Below are 15475 nucleotides of genomic sequence, written 5' to 3' on the forward strand. Positions count from 1 at the left end.
AGCGCCGGAACCGCGCAGGAAACAGGGGGTGTACGCCTTTTGGGCTCCCGGATTCGCTCTTTTCGGGGTCTACCCGTTCTGATTACGCTTCGATCCTGTTTGCTGACCGCAGTCGGGCGAAGCTTCGGGCCAGAAGCCTTGACACATGCATCTGGGAGACGCCCAGTTCGGCACTGATCTGGGACTGCGTCAGGTTGTTGTAGTAGCGCAGCAGCAGGATCCGCTGCTCGCGCTCCGGCAGCTGGACGAGCAGATGCCGTACCAGGTCGCGGTGTTCGACCCCGGCGAGCGCGGGGTCCTCGTAGCCGAGCCGGTCCAGGAGTCCTGGCAGCCCGTCACCTTCCTGGGCCGCCTCCAGCGAGGTCGCGTGGTACGAGCGCCCGGCCTCGATGCAGGCCAGCACCTCCTCCTCGGAGATCTTCAGGCGCTCGGCGATCTCGGCGGTGGTGGGTGAGCGCCCGTGAGCGGTCGTCAGGTCCTCCGTCGCCCCGGTGACCTGCACCCAGAGCTCGTGCAGCCGCCGCGGCACGTGCACGGTCCGTACGTTGTCCCGGAAGTAGCGCTTGATCTCCCCGACCACGGTGGGCATGGCGAACGTGGGGAACTGGACGCCCCGCTCCGGGTCGAAGCGGTCGATGGCGTTGATCAGGCCGATGGTGCCGACCTGGACCACGTCCTCCATCGGCTCGTTGCGGCTGCGGAAGCGGGCCGCCGCGTACCGTACGAGCGGCAGGTTCGCCTCGATCAGCGCGGTGCGCACCCTGTGGTGCTCGGAGGTGCCCGGTTCGAGGTCCTTGAGCCGCCCGAACAGCACCTGGGTCAGGGCCCTGGTGTCCGCGCCCCGGGTCCTGGCGGGCGCCGCGGGGTCGGGGGTCTCGGTCTGGATGTCGTCCGTCTGGACGTTCTGGGGCGGGACTTGAGGCGCTGTACTGGCCGGCACGGTGTCGCCACCCCTTTGCGGTCAACTACGGTCAACTCATCCGTCAAAAGCGGTCATAGCATCACAAGACATGTCCACTGTGTGCAAGCACCGCATAGTGTCGTGTTGGGGGTGTTTTGGTTTAAACATGCAAAAAAGGCCCCTCTCCTGTAGGGGAGGGGCCGACGGGCCGGAGGCCCGGAGGGATCAGAAGGGGTAGTCGGCGATCACCCAAGTGGCGAACGCGCGCCACTGGCCGGCCGCGGCCTGGTGCTCGGGGTGCTCGACGTACCGCTTGAGCGCGTCCTGGTCGGCGACCGCCGAGTTGATGGCGAAGTCGTACGCGATCGGCCGGTCGGTGATGTTCCAGGCGCACTCCCAGAACTCCAGCTCGGGGATCTTCCCGCCCAGCTCCCGGAAGGCCTCCGCGCCCGCGACGACCCGCGGATCGTCCCGCTCGACACCGTCGTTCAGCTTGAACAGGACCAGGTGGCGGATCATGGGCGGTTCTCCTACTTCACGAGCTCGGACATGAAGTCCCCGACGCCCTGAGCGGCGCTCGAGACACCCTCGAACCCTATTTGGACGAGGTCGGCGCTCCGCTCGGGAGAGGTGATGATCGTGTACAGCACGAAGACCACAATCATGTAGAGCGCGATCTTCCTCGCTTGCACCACAGCCCCGCCCCTCCCCTTCGATCACCTGTGCAGTCGGGTGATTCTAGCCGCACGTACGCCCGTGTCCGCTGGCCGTTTCCGATCACTGATGCGGCTTTTAGGGTCGAAGGACCCGTCGATTCGGGCCCTTTGTCGGTGGGCGCGGCTTACGCCAGGGGGCAGGATGGTGGGTGGACCCGCCGTACCGGCAGGAATGCGCGGGCCGAGGAACGGGACCTCCACGAGGTCCCCACCGCGTGACTTCCCCCTGACCGCGGAGAGGACCTCCGGTCCCCGTTCTCACCGGGGGAAGCGGCTTGTCCCCCCGATGCCGCTTCCCCCGACCTCACGTCCGAAGGGCCCGGCGCTTCCCCGCGCCGGGCCCTTCGTGCCGTTCCGGGAGGTCAGTCCTTCCGCAGGCCGGTGGCGCCTGTGGTGCCGGTGGTGCCGGGGGCGCTGTCCTCAGGGGCGGTGGCCGCGCCGCTGCGGGACGCCGGGACGGTGACGGCGTCCGCCACCGCGGCGTCCTCCGCCGCCAGCCGCTCCATGCCGCTCGTCGTCTTGAGGGGCTTCTCCTTGATGAAGAGCACCGCGATGAGCCCGAGGAAGGCGAACGGGGTGGCGATGAGGAAGAGATCGCCGGTCGCGACACCGTACGCCTGCTCGACGATGGTCTTCATCGGCTCGGGCAGCTTGGTCATGTCGGGCACGGCGCTGCCGTGTCCGCCGCCGGACACCGGAATCCCGTTCTCCGTGAGGCCCTTGGAGATCTCGCTGGCCACCCGGTTGGCGAGGATCGCTCCGAGCACGCTGGTGCCGATGGTGCCGCCGAGGCTGCGGAAGAAGGACAGCACCGAGGTCGCGGCACCGAGTTCGTGCGCGGGGACGTCGTTCTGCGCGGCGAGCACGAGGTTCTGCATCAGCATGCCGACGCCGATGCCCATGAACGCCATGTAGACGCTGAGCAGCCCGAAGTGCGTGTCGGCGTCGATGGTGGAGAGCAGGCCGAGGCCCGCCGTCATGACGACGGCACCCGAGATGAGGTAGATCTTCCACTTGCCGGTCGCCGAGATGATCTGCCCGGCGACGGTCGAGGAGACCAGCAGGCCACCGATCAGCGGGAGGCTCATGAGCCCCGCGACGGTCGGGGTCTTGCCCAGCGAGATCTGGAAGTACTGGGACAGGAACACGGTTCCGGCGAACATCGCGATACCGACGAAGAAGCTCGCCAGGGTCGTGAGCGACACCGTGCGGTTGCGGAAGATGTCCAGCGGGATGATCGGCTCCGCGGCCCCGGACTCGACGAAGACCGCCGCTCCCAGGAGCACCACACCGGTGATCACCAGGGCGGCCGTCTGCCAGGAGGCCCAGTCGAAGCTGTTGCCCGCGAGGGACGTCCAGATCAGCAGCGCGCAGACGCCGGAGACGATCAGGAAGGCGCCCAGCCAGTCGATCCTGACCTCGCGGCGCACGGTCGGCAGCTTCAGGGTGCGCTGGAGCAGCACGATCCCGGCCAGAGCGAACGGGACACCGATGAAGAAGCACCAGCGCCAGCCGAGCCACGAGGTGTCCACGAGGACACCGCCGATCAGCGGACCGGCGACCGTGCCGACGGCGAAGACCGCGCCGAAGATGCCCGCGTACTTGCCGAGCCGGCGGGGCGGGATGATCGCGGCCATCACGATCTGGGCCAGCGCCGTCAGACCACCGGCGCCGACGCCCTGGATGATGCGGCTGACGATCAGGGTCACGACGTCCTGCGAGAAGCCGGCCACCAGGGAGCCGACCACGAACAGGCTGAGCGAGAGCTGGAGCAGCAGCTTCTGGTTGAACAGGTCGGCGAGCTTGCCCCACAGCGGCACGGTGGCCGTCATGGCGAGCAGCTCGGACGTCACGACCCAGGTGTACGAGGACTGGCTCGCACCCAGGTCGGCGATGATCCGCGGCAGGGCGTTGGCGACGACCGTGCCCGCGAGGATGGCGACGAACATGCCGGCCATCAGGCCGGACATGGCCTGGAGTATCTGCTTGTTCGACATGGAGGTGGGCGTCTGTTCGGACGCCTCGGTTGCGGTCACGGTGTCCTTCTTCGGTACTGGAGCAGAACAGGGATCGGTGCGCGGAACGGCCACCGGCGGCGCGCGGGTTTAGGCAGGCGGCCGGGGGAGGCCTTGCGCCAGCTGGGCGAAGACGTCCTGGAAGACCTCTGCGAGTACGGTCTCGCCGGGGTGCTCGCACCAGTGCTCGACGGCGACCCGCAGGGCGGTCTGGGCGACGGCGGCGAGAAGCCGCGGGAAGACGCCGGCCCCGGGCGGCCCGTGGGCGTCCGGGCGGGTGGCGTCGAGCCGGTCGGTGATGGCGTCGGCGAGGGCCCGCTCCTCCGCCACATGCGCCTTCAGGCCGCGGTGGATGAGGTGCGGGGACCGCTGGAGCACCTTGGACTGGAGGGTCCACAGCTCCTTGCGGCTCTCGAATCCGTCGAGTTCGGCGACGAGGGCGTCACGTACGGCGTCGAGCGGCGGCCGGTCGGCGGGGGCACCGCGCACGGACTCCCTGATCCGCTCGCCGACTTCGTCGTCGACCATGACGAACGCGTCGTCGTGGCTGGGGAAGTAGTTGAAGAACGTCCTGGGTGAGACGCCGGCTGCCTCGCTGATGCTCTCGACGGTGACGTTCTCGACACCGTGCTCGGCGGCGAGCCGGACGGCGGCCTCGGCGATGGCCCTGCGGGTGGCCTGCTTCTTGCGCTCCCGCAGCCCGGGTCCGGAGGTCGTCGTCTTCGCCACATCGTGCATAGTAGGCAAAGATGCACACCCTGCAAAATTATTTGATGAATGGGGCGCGGGGCGCGGGGCGCGGAAACCGGCCCGGAACGCAGAGAAGGGGCAGACCGTCTCCGGTCTGCCCCTTCATCCATCTGCGGTAGCGGAGGGATTTGAACCCTCGGTGAGTTTCCCCACACTCGCTTTCGAGGCGAGCTCCTTCGGCCGCTCGGACACGCTACCGAGAGAGAGCTTAGACCATGCCGGGCCCTGGTCCGAAATCCGTTTCCCTGCGACGGGCCGCAGCGCTCGCTCGGAGGCCTCAGCGTTCGCGGAAGAACCTGGTCAGCAGGTCCGCGCAGAGGTCCTCCAGGACGCCGTGGATCACCTCGGGGCGGTGGTTGAGCCTGCGGTCGCGCACGACGTCCCAGAGCGAACCGGCGGCGCCGGCCTTCTCGTCGCGCGCCCCGTAGACCACCCGGCCGATCCGGGACTGCACGAGTGCGCCCGCGCACATCGTGCACGGCTCCAGGGTGACGACCAAGGTGCAGCCGGTCAGCCGCCAGGAGCCGAGGGCGGCGGCGGCGCGGCGCAGCGCGAGCACCTCGGCGTGGGCGGTCGGGTCGCCGGTCGCCTCACGTTCATTGTGCCCGGCGGCGATCAGGGAGCCGTCCGGGCCGAGGACGACGGCGCCGACCGGCACATCGCCGGCCGACGCCGCCTGCGCGGCCTCGTCCAGGGCTTGGCGCATGGATGCCTGCCACGGGTCCCGCACGGGATCGGAGGGAGGCGGTGAGGAGGGTCCGGGTGAGGGCTGGTTCACCCGCGGACCCTAACGGACGGCCTCCAGGACCTCGGCCGCGCCGAGCGCGTCCGCGATCTCCACCAGTGCGTCGGTGCGCAGGGTCAGCAGATCCTTCTCGGACAGTCCGAGGTCGGCGAGGACCCCGAGATCGCCGAGCGGCCCCGCCGGTACGGCGTCGGGGTCGTGATCCGGATCGGGTTCGGTGACAGCGGTGCCGGCGCTGTCCTGGGCTCCGTCGGGCTCGCCGTCCTCCGTACCGTCGAGGTCCACGAGCTCCTCGAGTGCGGCGATCTCGTCCTCGGCCCCCGGTTCGCGGCCGAGCATCTCATCGGTGAGCAGGATCTCCCCGTACGAGGAGCGGGCGGCTGCGGACGCGTCCGAGACGTAGATACGGGGGTCCTCCTCACCGTCCACCCGGACGACGCCGAACCAGGCGTCCTCCTGCTCGATGTAGACCAGGACCGTGTCCTCGTCCACCGAGGCCTCACGGGCCAGATCGGTCAGGTCGGACAGGGTCTCCACATCGTCGAGCTCCGTGTCGCTCGCTTCCCACCCGTCTTCGGTGCGCGCGAGCAGTGCGGCGAAGTACACCGTGACTCTCCCACTGGTCTCAGGGCATCGCGTCCGGATCATGCTGGGCTGCTCGCGTGATCCGAACGGAAGTCCCTAGCGAATCGGTCCGACGGGAGGGCAGCCGGTCGTCCGGCTGCTCTGCGCCCCGCCCAATCGGCATCGTGGCAGAAACGAGCGCGATGCGAGACCTCTTCGGCCGTTGCGTCGGCATCAGTTACCCGAGTGCGTGTCCGCCGATGGTGCTCCCGCGCACTCCCGCGCCGGGGGCCCGGCCACCCCGGAAGGGGGCTCTCACCAGCGGAACGTACGCATCCGCATCTGTTGGCGCATACGGGCCGCGCGGGCGCGTCGCGGCTGCACGCGGTCGCGCAGCTGCTTCGCCTCGTGGAGCTCACGGAGGAACTGCGCCCTGCGCCTCCGGCGCGCCGCTTCACTCTCCTGCGCGTCCGGCGCGTTCTCCTGAGCGTCGGGCAGGTCGCGCGCGTCGCGTCCGGCCTGCCGCTGATTCCGCTGCTCCCCGTCGGGCAATCGACACACCACCCCAAGCCTGGGTCCGTATGGACCCACCTTCCCTCCGAACAGGTGCTTGATGCCAGTGCGGACTGGCGGGAAGCCTGTCCGGGGCCCGGTTACTGTTGACGGCATGCGGATCCACGTCGTCGACCACCCGTTGGTGGCGCACAAACTCACCACCCTGCGCGACAAGCGCACCGACTCCCCGACCTTCCGGCGGCTCGCCGACGAGCTGGTCACCCTCCTCGCGTACGAGGCCACCCGGGATGTGCGGACCGAGCAGGTCGACATCGAGACCCCGGTGACGCCCACGACCGGTGTGAAGCTGTCGCACCCGCGCCCCCTGGTCGTCCCGATCCTGCGGGCCGGGCTCGGCATGCTGGACGGCATGGTGCGGCTGCTCCCGACCGCCGAGGTCGGCTTCCTGGGCATGATCCGCAACGAGGAGACGCTCCAGGCGGAGACGTACGCCACACGGATGCCCGAGGACCTCTCCGGCCGTCAGGTCTACGTCCTGGACCCGATGCTGGCCACCGGCGGCACGCTCGTCGCGGCCATCCGTGAGCTGATCAAGCGCGGCGCCGACGACGTCACCGCGGTCGTGCTGCTCGCGGCGCCCGAGGGCGTCGAGGTCATGGAGCGCGAGCTGGCCGGCACGCCGGTCACCGTGGTCACGGCCTCGGTGGACGAGCGGCTCAACGAGAACGGTTACATCGTGCCGGGGCTCGGCGACGCCGGTGACCGGATGTACGGCACCGCCGACTGATTCCCGGCGGGCCCCGGACCGGCCGGGTGGTTCCGGGCCGGTCCGAGGGGCGTCAGCAGGTGGGGGGTGCCGGGGCCGGTTCCGTCAGGGCGGTGAGCGCCGTCGCGGCCGCGGCCGGGGTGCTGAACGCCTGGAACTTCGTACCGATGATCAGATCGACGTCCGCCGTGCTGCGGGCGTCGGTCTTCTGCGTGGCCCCGGGCAGCTGGGTGGAGAGCACGGGGAACGAGCCGTTCATGGCCGTCGGGCCGCCGAGCAGCATTCCGGTGCCGGGCACCTTCTTGTCGTACGCGGCCGGGGCGTTGTCCACCTTGCCGATGACGAAGCCGCGCTTCTTCAGCTCGTCCGCGGCGGCCTTCGCGAGGCCGCTGCGGGGCGTCGCGTTGTAGATGTTGACCTTGATGGCCGCCGGCTTCGGGAGCACCTTGGCGGCCACGGAGGCGCTCGGCGAGGGGCAGGCCTTCGGCCGGTCCGCCGCGCTGGCCTGTTTGTCGCCGCCGGTGAAGACGTCGACGATCTGGAGCGTGCCCCAACCGGCCAGGCCGAGGGCCACCACGGCGGAGGCCGCCGAGAGGACCAGCTTGCGGCGGTGACGGGGGCGGCGCATGCGGGGGTACGTGTTACCCGTGATGCGGTATTTTCCGCCCATGCCAGGAGGGGTCAGCATGCTCATGGCCGCAGCGTAGTGCGACCTGGTGATGATGCCTACTAAACGATCAGCCTATGGCACCCGTACGAGCATAAAAACACCCGAAAGGCCTGAAATGCTCCAGGGGTGGGAGTGGCGGATTCAGCCCAGTTCGAGCACGCGTGCGTGCAGCACCTGGCGTTGTTGCAGGGCGGCTCGTACGGCGCGGTGCAGCCCGTCCTCGAGGTAGAGGTCGCCCTGCCACTTCACGACGTGGGCGAACAGGTCGCCGTAGAACGTGGAGTCCTCGGCGAGCAGGGTCTCGAGGTCCAGCTGGCCCTTGGTGGTCACCAGCTGGTCGAGGCGGACCGGACGCGGCGCGACATCCGCCCACTGTCGGGTGCTTTCCCGGCCGTGGTCGGGATATGGCCGCCCATTTCCGATGCGCTTGAAGATCACACGGAAAGCCTACCGGGCGAGCGGCTCCCGGCGCAGCCACGGGAGAGGACTCCGATGCCGTACAAAACAGTATGAACTCTGGTAAAGCGCTGAGTGGTCCGTCATGTCGGTGCGGCACGTCCGCGCCGGTGCGGGGGGTTGCCGTCCGGCGGCCCCGTGGTGGCGGCCGGGTGGCGCCCCGGGGGTCGCGCACCGGCATGGCGCGGCTCACCGCACCGGCGGGGCGCCCGGCGCTACTCCGTGACGCCGTGCGCGTGGCCCGCGCGCGGTAGGCCGTGGCCGCGGGACTCGCCGGTCGCGGACGGCGCGGGGCGGGCCAGTGGGCCCAGATCGTGCGCGTAGGTGCCCACCGCGTGGGCGATCACGTCGATGTTGGTGTCGAAGTGCCCCATGCCGATGTTGCCGAGGTCGTCGCAGGCCGCGTGGTAGCAGGGGTCGTACGCGACGCCCGCCGTGCCGCCGTACGTCTCGGCCTGGGCGGCGGTCTTGATGCCCTCGGCGCCCGTGTCCGTGCCGCCGGACGGGATGCCGGCCTCGACGAACGGGCCGTAGTCGGAGCGTCCGGTGAAGTCGGTACCGGTGTGCGGCCTGCCCGTGCTGTCGAGGAACGCGTTGATGTCGTGCTCCAGTTGGGCGGACCCCTCGGGGCCGGGCCCCGCGCCCGTACCGTCGGAGTCGTCGCCGTCGAGGACGAACTGCGCGCCGTTCGGCGAGGCGATCATGTCGAAGTTCAGGTAGAGCGCGATCCTCCCGCGCTGCGCCTCGGAGAGCTTCGCGACGTACGCCTCCGAGCCCAGCAGGCCGTTCTCCTCCGCCGACCACCAGGCGAACCGGACCTTGTTGGCGGGTGTCCGTCCGGACTCCGCGAGCCGCAGGGCGACTTCGAGGAGCCCGGCGGAGCCCGACCCGTTGTCGTTGACGCCGGGGCCGTCGGTGACCGAGTCGAGGTGCGCGCCGAGCATCACCGTGTGCGCGGCGCTCCCGCCCGGGGTCTCGGCGACGACGTTGTGGGTGGTGCGCTCCTCGCGGGACTGACGGATCTCGAGGGAGACCTTCACCTCGCCCTTCGCCAGGTCCGCGACCAGCTTCTGTCCCTCGGCCCGGGTGAGACCGCCGGTGGGGATCCTGCCGGCGTCGGCGCCCCCGAGGGTGCCGGCGAGGGCCCCTTCGGTGTTGTTGTAGATCACCGCGCCGGTGGCGCCGGCCGCCGCGGCCGCTGCCTGCTTCTCGGCGAAGGAGCAGCCGCCCCGCTCGATCAGGGCGATCGTCCCGGTGTAGGAGGCCGGGGCGTAGTCGGCCGCCTCGCAGCCGGTCGTGCCGTCGGCGGGCACGGCGGCGAGGGGCGCCGTGATGCCTCCCTCCTCGGTGGAGGGGCTGTACGTCATCGCCCGGACCGCGATGTCGCGGGGCGCGGGGGAGACCACGGAGAGCTTCTCGGCGAGGGTCTCGGTGCGGATGAAGTCGAACGCCTGGTAGCCGACCCGGTAGCCGGCTCTGCCGAGCAGCCCGTGGACGTAGGCGGCGGAGGCGTCGTGCCCGGGTGTGCCCGCCGCGCGGTGGCCGTCCGCCGAGTCGGCCAGGGCCTGGAAGCGCTCCAGGTGCCGGTACGCGCTCCTGGCGGAGGAGTTCTCGACCAGGTGCCGCGCGAGTGCGGCGGCCTCCCCGGCCGGGCCGTGCGGCGTCTGCCGGTGGTCGGGGGAGGCGGCGAGGAGGAGCGGCGCGGCCAGGGCGGCGGCGGCCACGGCGGTCACGGCTCTGCGGCGGCTTGCGTACACGGGGGTCCTTCCGGTGCGGGCGGTCGGGGGAGGCCGGTGGGCCTGCCGGTGTCTCCGGGGCGGCGCCTTCGGTCCGGCGCGCGGTCCGGTCCGGCTCAGGGCGTGTCCGGGGCCGGTGCCCGCCCGGCGCGGGCGTTCATGCGGTCCGGCCCGCCCTCGCCGCCGCCTTCGCCCGCTGTTTGAACGCCCGGACCTCGGCGAGCGAGTCGGGGCCGGTGATGTCGGCCACCGAACGGTGCGAACCCTCCTCGCCGTAGGCTCCGGCGGCCTCCCGCCAGCCGGCCGGACGCACGTCGAACCGCTTGCCCAGCAGGGCCAGGAAGATCTGGGCCTTCTGCTTGCCGAACCCGGGCAGCGCGTTGAGGCGTTCCAGCAGTTCGGCCCCGGTGCCGGCGTCCGCCCAGACCGCGTCCGCCCGCCCGTCGTACTCGGCGGTCAGGTGCCGGCAGAGCTGCTGCACCCGCTTGGCCATCGAGCCCGGGTACCGGTGCAGGGCGGGCTTCTCGGTGAACAGCGCGATGAAGGCGTCCGGGTCGTACGCGGCGATCTCCCGGGCGTCGAGGTCGTCCGACCCCATGCGCCGCGCCAGCGTGAACGGGCCGGTGAACGCCCACTCCATCGGGACCTGCTGGTCCAGCAGCATGCCGACGAGGGCGGCGAGCGGGCTGCGGCCCAGCAGTTCGTCCGCGGCGGGGTCCTGGGCGATCCGTACGGTCCTGGCCTCGCCGTTGTCGCTCTTGGTCATGCTTTCGATGATCGCGAGGGGGAGCGGGGTCGGCGACTCGGTGAGGCGCCGGTGCGGTGCCGTGCGGCGCGGTGGGAGGCGGTGGCGTGCGGGCCGCACGCACCGGCGGACGGCCGGCTCCGGGTGGGCCGGGCGTGTGGTCCCCTCCCGCCGACGGCGTCTTCGCGCCCCCCGGCCCTTCCCCGGCCCGATACCTCCCGGCTTCTCCGGCCGGCGGGCGGCGCCACCGGGGAGGATTCCTGATGTCACTCCGCCGCACGGGCCCTGACGCGCCCCCCGTAGAGTTCGGCTGCGTCGTCCCACCAACCCCGAGGTACCGGCCGTGACCCCCGCACCACCCCCGCCCCCCGTCCCGGCGCCCGCGCCCGCCGTGAGTGTCGTGGGGATCGGAGCCGACGGCTGGGCGGGACTGCCGGAGAGCGCCCGCGCGGTGCTCGTGGACGCCGAGGTCCTCATCGGCGGTGAGCGCCAGCTGCGGCTGCTCCCGCCGGAGTGCGCCGGTTCACGCGTGCCCTGGCCCTCGCCCCTGCGCCCCGCCGTGCGCGGTCTGCTCGCGGCGCACGCGGGCAGCAGGACGGCCGTCCTGGCCAGCGGGGACCCCATGTTCTACGGCATCGGCCGGGCCCTGACCGAGGAGCTGGGCGCCGGGGCCCTCCGGGTGCTGCCCCACCCCTCCTCGGTGTCGTACGCCTGCGCCCGGCTCGGCTGGCCGGTCGAGGACACCGGGACCGTCACCCTCGTCGGCCGCCCGACGGCCCGGCTGGCGGGCGCGCTGCACGACGGGCGACGGCTGCTGGTGCTCTCGGCGGACGCCTCCACGCCCGCCGACGTGGCGGCCCTGCTGCGGGACCACGGCTTCGGGCCCAGCCGGATGCGCGTGCTCGAACAGCTCGGCGGCACGGCCGAGGACTGCCTCGACGGCGTCGCCGACACCTGGGAGCACCCGCCGGGGGACCCGCTCAACGTGATCGCGGTGGACTGCCGGAGCACCCCGGAGGCCCTGCGCCTCGGCGCCGTACCGGGACTGCCCGACGAGGCGTACGAGCACGACGGCCAGCTCACCAAACGCCACGTCCGGGCCGCCACGCTCGGCGTACTCGCGCCCGCCCCCGGGGAGCTCCTGTGGGACGTCGGCGGCGGCTCCGGATCGATCGCGGCCGAGTGGATGCGGACGCATCCGTCCTGCCGCGCCGTCACCGTGGAACGCGATCCGGCGCGCGCCCGGCGTATCGCCCGGAACGCCGACCGGCTCGGTGTCCCCGGGCTGCGCGTGGTCACCGGCCGCGCGCCGGAGGCCCTGGCCGGGCTGCCCGTGCCCGATGCCGTGTTCATCGGCGGCGGGCTGACCGCACCGGGGCTGCTCGACGCCTGCTGGGAGGCGCTGCCCCCCGGCGGCCGGCTGGTCGCCAACACGGTGACGCTGGAGTCGGAGGCGCTGCTCGCCGCGTGGTACCGGCGGCTCGGCGGTGAGCTGGTCCGGCTGGCCGTGGCGCACGCCGTGCCCGTCGGGGGGTTCACCGGCTGGCGCCAGGCCATGCCCGTCACCCAGTGGTCCGTACAGAAATCCCCGCACGCTCCAGGAGACGACAGATGACCGTGTACTTCATCGGCGCGGGCCCCGGCGCCGCCGACCTGATCACGGTGCGTGGCGCCCGTGTCCTCGCCGCCAGCCCGGTCTGCCTGTACGCGGGCAGCCTGGTGCCGCGCGAACTCCTCGCCGCGTGCCCGCCGGACGCCCGGCTCGTGGACACGGCCCAGCTGGACATCGACCAGATCACCGCCGAGCTGGTCCGGGCCCATGGAGAGGGCCACGACGTCGCCCGGCTGCACTCCGGCGACCCGTCGGTCTTCAGCGCGGTGAACGAGCAGATGCGGCGGCTCGACGAGGCGGGCGTGCCCTACGAGGTGGTCCCCGGAGTGCCCGCGTTCGCCGCGGCCGCGGCGGCGCTCAAGCGGGAACTGACGGTGCCCACGGTCGGCCAGACCGTGATCCTCACCCGGATCGCCCAGCGGGCCACGGCGATGCCCGAGGGCGAGGACCTGGCGACGCTGGGCCGCAGCGGGGCGCTGATCGTGCTGCACCTCGCGGCACGGTACGTGGACCGGGTGGTCGACGAACTGCTGCCGCACTACGGGGCCGACTGCCCGGCCGCCGTGGTCGCCATGGCCTCCCGCCCGGACGAGATCATCCTGCGCGGCACGCTGGACTCCATCGCGGAGCAGGTGAAGGCGGCCGGGGTGATCCGGACAGCGGTGATCATGGTCGGCCGGACGCTGGGCGCGGAGCAGTTCCGCGACAGCCACCTGTACTCCCCGGCGCGGGACCGCCACACCTGCTGACGGTCGTACGGGTCGGACAGGCGGGCCGGACAGGCGGGCCGGCGGGCAGCCGTGGCTGCCGACGGTGGGCGGGTCCCCGGCGACGGGCGGCCAGGTCGGCGGGGCGGTCCTGGCGGGCGGGGCCGTTGCTCTCCCGCCCTCGCTCACCGCGTCTCGCTGCGCCCCACGACGGCCCCGGCCCGGTCGATGCAGATGACGTCCACCGCCACCGGTGCGCCTCGTAGCACGGACAGTGCCTGGTCCCGGGCCGCCACCGCCACCAGGTCGCCGAGCGGTACGCCGGCCGCCGTGCACAGTTGCAGCGCCGCGAGGCCCGTGTTGGCGACCTCGATCTCCGCAGCCAGCGCCTCGCTCGCACCGCCCTGCCGGGCCAGCCGCGCCAGGAACGGCTTGTCCACCTGGGAGCGGCCGGAGTGCAGGTCGAGATGGCCCGCGGCCAGCTTGGACAGCTTGGCGAACCCGCCGCAGACGGTCAGCCGCTCGACCGGATGCCGGCGTACGTACTTCAGGACCGCCCCCGCGAAGTCCCCCATGTCCAGCAGGGCGATCTCCGGCAGCCCGTACTCGGCCACCACCGTCTTCTCGGAGGTCGAGCCCGTGCACCCCGCGACGTGCGTGTGCCCGGCCGCGAGCGCCACGTCCACCCCTCGGCGGATCGAGTCGATCCAGGCTGAGCAGGAGTACGGCACCACGATGCCGGTCGTGCCCAGGATGGAGATCCCGCCCAGGATGCCCAGGCGGATGTTCCACGTGAAACGTGCGATCTCCTCGCCGTCATCCACCGAGACCGTGATCTCGACATCGCCGGTGCCGCCGTGCTCCGCCGCCACCCGCGCCACGTGGTCCCGCATCATCTGACGGGGGACGGGGTTGATCGCCGGCTCCCCGACATCCAGCGGCAGCCCGGGAAGCGTGACCGTCCCCACCCCGGGACCGGCCCGGAACACCACTCCGGACCCGGTCGGCAGCAGCCGTACGGTGGACCGCACCAGCGCGCCATGGGTGACGTCCGGGTCGTCGCCCGCGTCCTTGACCACGCCCGCCGTGGCCCGCCCGTCGGCGAGCTCCTCCACCGCGAGCGCGAAGGCGGGGGTCTGGCCCCGGGGCAGGGTGATGGTCACCGGATCGGGGAACTCGCCGGTCAGCAGGGCTGTGTACGCGGCGGTGGTCGCCGCCGTCGCGCAGGCACCGGTCGTCCATCCCGGCCGCAGACCGGTGTGCTTGAGTTGGGCGGTGCGCCCGCCCTGCGCCTCACTGCTCATGGATGGACCGATCCGATGTCCTTGCACGTACTCGTCCTCGGCGGCACGACGGAGGCCCGCCGCCTGGCGGAGTCCCTGGAGTCCGATGACGGGGTCCGGGTGACCAGCTCACTCGCCGGCCGTGTCGCCCGGCCGAAACTGCCGCCCGGCGATGTGCGGGTCGGAGGCTTCGGCGGAGCCGAGGGCATGGCCGAGTGGCTCCGCGCACACCATGTGGATGCGGTCATCGACGCCACCCATCCCTTCGCCGGAACGATCAGTTTCCACGCGGCCTCGGCTGCCGCCGCTGTCCATGTTCCCCTGCTGGCCCTCCGACGGCCCGGCTGGGTGCCCGTGGCGGGTGACCGGTGGCACGTCACCGACTCCCTCGGCGGCGCGGCGGAGCTGCTGCCGGGGCTGGGGTCGCGCGTGTTCCTCACCACGGGGCGCATGGGGCTGGCGGCGTTCGCCCCGCTGGACGCGCTGTGGTTCCTGATGCGTTCCGTGGACGCGCCCGACGCCCCGCATCCGGCGCGGATGGAGGTCCTGCTGGACCGGGGACCGTTCTCCCTGGAGGGCGAGCGGGAGCTGATCCGGCGGCATCGTGTCGATGTCCTCGTCACGAAGGACAGCGGGGGTGCGGCGACCGCTCCGAAACTCACCGCCGCGCGCGAGGCCGGTATCCCGGTGGTCGTGGTCCGCCGTCCGCCGGCCCCCGACGGCGTACCGGTGGCGGGGACGCCGGAGGAGGCGGCGGCCTGGTTGCGGGGGCGGGGTGCCTGACCCTTCCGGCGGGCTTCGGCTCGCGGGATCGGGCTGTGTCGGCCGCGGAGCCGTGGCCTGCGGAAACCCGCGCCGCGTACCGAGGTCAGCGGCCGTCGCGCGTTCTCGGCAGACGCACCCGCCGGCGCTCGATACGGGCGTGCCGCGGACGCAGTGGCCTTCCGTGCGAACGCCGCGTCCGCCCACTGCTCCGCCACGCCGCTCAGCGCGCCGCACAGGGTGATCGGGCACCGGAACTTCCGTGGGGCGTCCTCGCACCTGACGATGGGCGCCCGTGCGAGCGCGGAGCGGGACTTCGAGGGTGGACGGTCAGGTCAGGAGACCGTCGTGGAGGCGACCCTCGAAGCGACGGTGCCGGTCTCCAGGCTGGGCAGAGCCCCCGGATGCGCCACGCTCGACGTGCTGATGAACGGCAAGGCGCTCATCGAGCGCTGAGGGCTTCACGGTGCCGGGCGGTGGCGACCTGCCACAGGACGACATGCTCGCCGGGCGCGACCGCCGGGCTTGGGG

18 protein-coding genes and 1 tRNA gene are annotated in these 15475 nt (G+C 72.1%); 5 read left to right on the top strand and 14 right to left on the bottom strand.

Going from position 1 to position 15475, the window contains the following annotated elements; genetic code table 11:
* Positions 1–82 precede the first annotated feature (82 nt).
* The 9 genes from ACFVS9_RS03100 to ACFVS9_RS03140 all read right to left on the bottom strand — a co-directional run bounded on the left by ACFVS9_RS03100 (position 83) and on the right by ACFVS9_RS03140 (position 6243).
* Positions 83–940, bottom strand: a complete 858-nt coding sequence (locus ACFVS9_RS03100) for an RNA polymerase sigma factor SigF (RefSeq protein WP_383115447.1) — start codon at positions 938–940, stop codon at positions 83–85.
* Between the two features lie 186 nt (positions 941–1126).
* A complete protein-coding gene (locus ACFVS9_RS03105) occupies positions 1127–1420 on the bottom strand; it encodes a Dabb family protein (protein ID WP_383115446.1) in 294 nt (97 codons plus the stop codon).
* 11 nt (positions 1421–1431) lie between these two features.
* Positions 1432–1596: a hypothetical protein gene (locus ACFVS9_RS03110; RefSeq protein ID WP_014155101.1), complete on the bottom strand. Its 165-nt coding sequence runs from the start codon at positions 1594–1596 to the stop codon at positions 1432–1434.
* A 383-nt stretch (positions 1597–1979) separates the two neighbouring features.
* On the bottom strand, positions 1980–3614 hold the full coding sequence (locus ACFVS9_RS03115; RefSeq protein ID WP_389929800.1) for an MDR family MFS transporter: 1635 nt from the start codon (positions 3612–3614) through the stop codon (positions 1980–1982).
* Positions 3615–3722: 108 nt separating this feature from the next.
* Positions 3723–4370, bottom strand: coding sequence for a TetR/AcrR family transcriptional regulator (locus tag ACFVS9_RS03120; RefSeq protein WP_383115445.1), 648 nt, complete (start codon positions 4368–4370; stop codon positions 3723–3725).
* A 125-nt stretch (positions 4371–4495) separates the two neighbouring features.
* Positions 4496–4580: transfer RNA gene (locus ACFVS9_RS03125), tRNA-Ser, on the bottom strand.
* Between the two features lie 79 nt (positions 4581–4659).
* A complete protein-coding gene (gene tadA / locus ACFVS9_RS03130; RefSeq protein WP_383115444.1) occupies positions 4660–5088 on the bottom strand; it encodes a tRNA adenosine(34) deaminase TadA in 429 nt (142 codons plus the stop codon).
* 81 nt (positions 5089–5169) lie between these two features.
* On the bottom strand, positions 5170–5733 hold the full coding sequence (locus tag ACFVS9_RS03135) for a hypothetical protein (RefSeq protein WP_383115443.1): 564 nt from the start codon (positions 5731–5733) through the stop codon (positions 5170–5172).
* A 273-nt stretch (positions 5734–6006) separates the two neighbouring features.
* Complete coding sequence (locus ACFVS9_RS03140) at positions 6007–6243, bottom strand: hypothetical protein (protein ID WP_383115442.1); 237 nt, start codon at positions 6241–6243, stop codon at positions 6007–6009.
* Positions 6244–6358: 115 nt separating this feature from the next.
* Between ACFVS9_RS03140 and upp the strand changes: the two genes are divergently transcribed.
* The gene (gene upp / locus ACFVS9_RS03145) at positions 6359–6994 is read left to right on the top strand and encodes a uracil phosphoribosyltransferase (RefSeq protein WP_014155095.1); all 636 of its coding nucleotides are present in this window, start codon (positions 6359–6361) and stop codon (positions 6992–6994) included.
* 52 nt (positions 6995–7046) lie between these two features.
* On the opposite strand, the gene ACFVS9_RS03150 is transcribed toward upp, so the two are convergent.
* The 4 genes from ACFVS9_RS03150 to ACFVS9_RS03165 all read right to left on the bottom strand — a co-directional run bounded on the left by ACFVS9_RS03150 (position 7047) and on the right by ACFVS9_RS03165 (position 10601).
* Positions 7047–7643 carry a LytR C-terminal domain-containing protein gene (locus tag ACFVS9_RS03150; protein ID WP_383115458.1) on the bottom strand — a complete coding sequence of 199 codons (597 nt, stop codon included), beginning with the start codon at positions 7641–7643 and terminating at the stop codon, positions 7047–7049.
* A gap of 141 nt (positions 7644–7784) precedes the next feature.
* Complete coding sequence (locus ACFVS9_RS03155; protein ID WP_003955420.1) at positions 7785–8081, bottom strand: type II toxin-antitoxin system VapB family antitoxin; 297 nt, start codon at positions 8079–8081, stop codon at positions 7785–7787.
* A 233-nt stretch (positions 8082–8314) separates the two neighbouring features.
* Positions 8315–9856, bottom strand: coding sequence for a M28 family metallopeptidase (locus ACFVS9_RS03160; protein ID WP_389929701.1), 1542 nt, complete (start codon positions 9854–9856; stop codon positions 8315–8317).
* A 136-nt stretch (positions 9857–9992) separates the two neighbouring features.
* Positions 9993–10601, bottom strand: a complete 609-nt coding sequence (locus tag ACFVS9_RS03165; protein ID WP_383115440.1) for an HhH-GPD-type base excision DNA repair protein — start codon at positions 10599–10601, stop codon at positions 9993–9995.
* Between the two features lie 322 nt (positions 10602–10923).
* On the opposite strand from ACFVS9_RS03165, the gene cbiE reads away from it, so the two are divergent.
* The gene (gene cbiE / locus ACFVS9_RS03170; protein WP_389929703.1) at positions 10924–12195 is read left to right on the top strand and encodes a precorrin-6y C5,15-methyltransferase (decarboxylating) subunit CbiE; all 1272 of its coding nucleotides are present in this window, start codon (positions 10924–10926) and stop codon (positions 12193–12195) included.
* The gene (gene cobM, locus ACFVS9_RS03175; protein ID WP_383115438.1) at positions 12192–12941 is read left to right on the top strand and encodes a precorrin-4 C(11)-methyltransferase; all 750 of its coding nucleotides are present in this window, start codon (positions 12192–12194) and stop codon (positions 12939–12941) included. The genes cbiE and cobM overlap by 4 nt, the downstream gene beginning before the upstream one ends.
* Positions 12942–13084: 143 nt before the next feature.
* On the opposite strand, the gene ACFVS9_RS03180 is transcribed toward cobM, so the two are convergent.
* Positions 13085–14203 (bottom strand): cobalt-precorrin-5B (C(1))-methyltransferase, encoded by a 1119-nt coding sequence (locus ACFVS9_RS03180; protein ID WP_383115437.1) that lies wholly within the window; start codon positions 14201–14203, stop codon positions 13085–13087.
* A 21-nt stretch (positions 14204–14224) separates the two neighbouring features.
* On the opposite strand from ACFVS9_RS03180, the gene ACFVS9_RS03185 reads away from it, so the two are divergent.
* Together ACFVS9_RS03185 and ACFVS9_RS03190 are read left to right on the top strand one after the other, a co-directional pair.
* The gene (locus ACFVS9_RS03185) at positions 14225–14965 is read left to right on the top strand and encodes a cobalt-precorrin-6A reductase (protein WP_389929802.1); all 741 of its coding nucleotides are present in this window, start codon (positions 14225–14227) and stop codon (positions 14963–14965) included.
* Between the two features lie 153 nt (positions 14966–15118).
* Complete coding sequence (locus tag ACFVS9_RS03190) at positions 15119–15400, top strand: hypothetical protein (protein WP_389929706.1); 282 nt, start codon at positions 15119–15121, stop codon at positions 15398–15400.
* Positions 15401–15475: the final 75 nt, after the last annotated feature.

Source organism: Streptomyces sp. NPDC058008 (genome assembly GCF_042886395.1).
Taxonomy (GTDB): Bacteria; Actinomycetota; Actinomycetes; order Streptomycetales; family Streptomycetaceae; genus Streptomyces.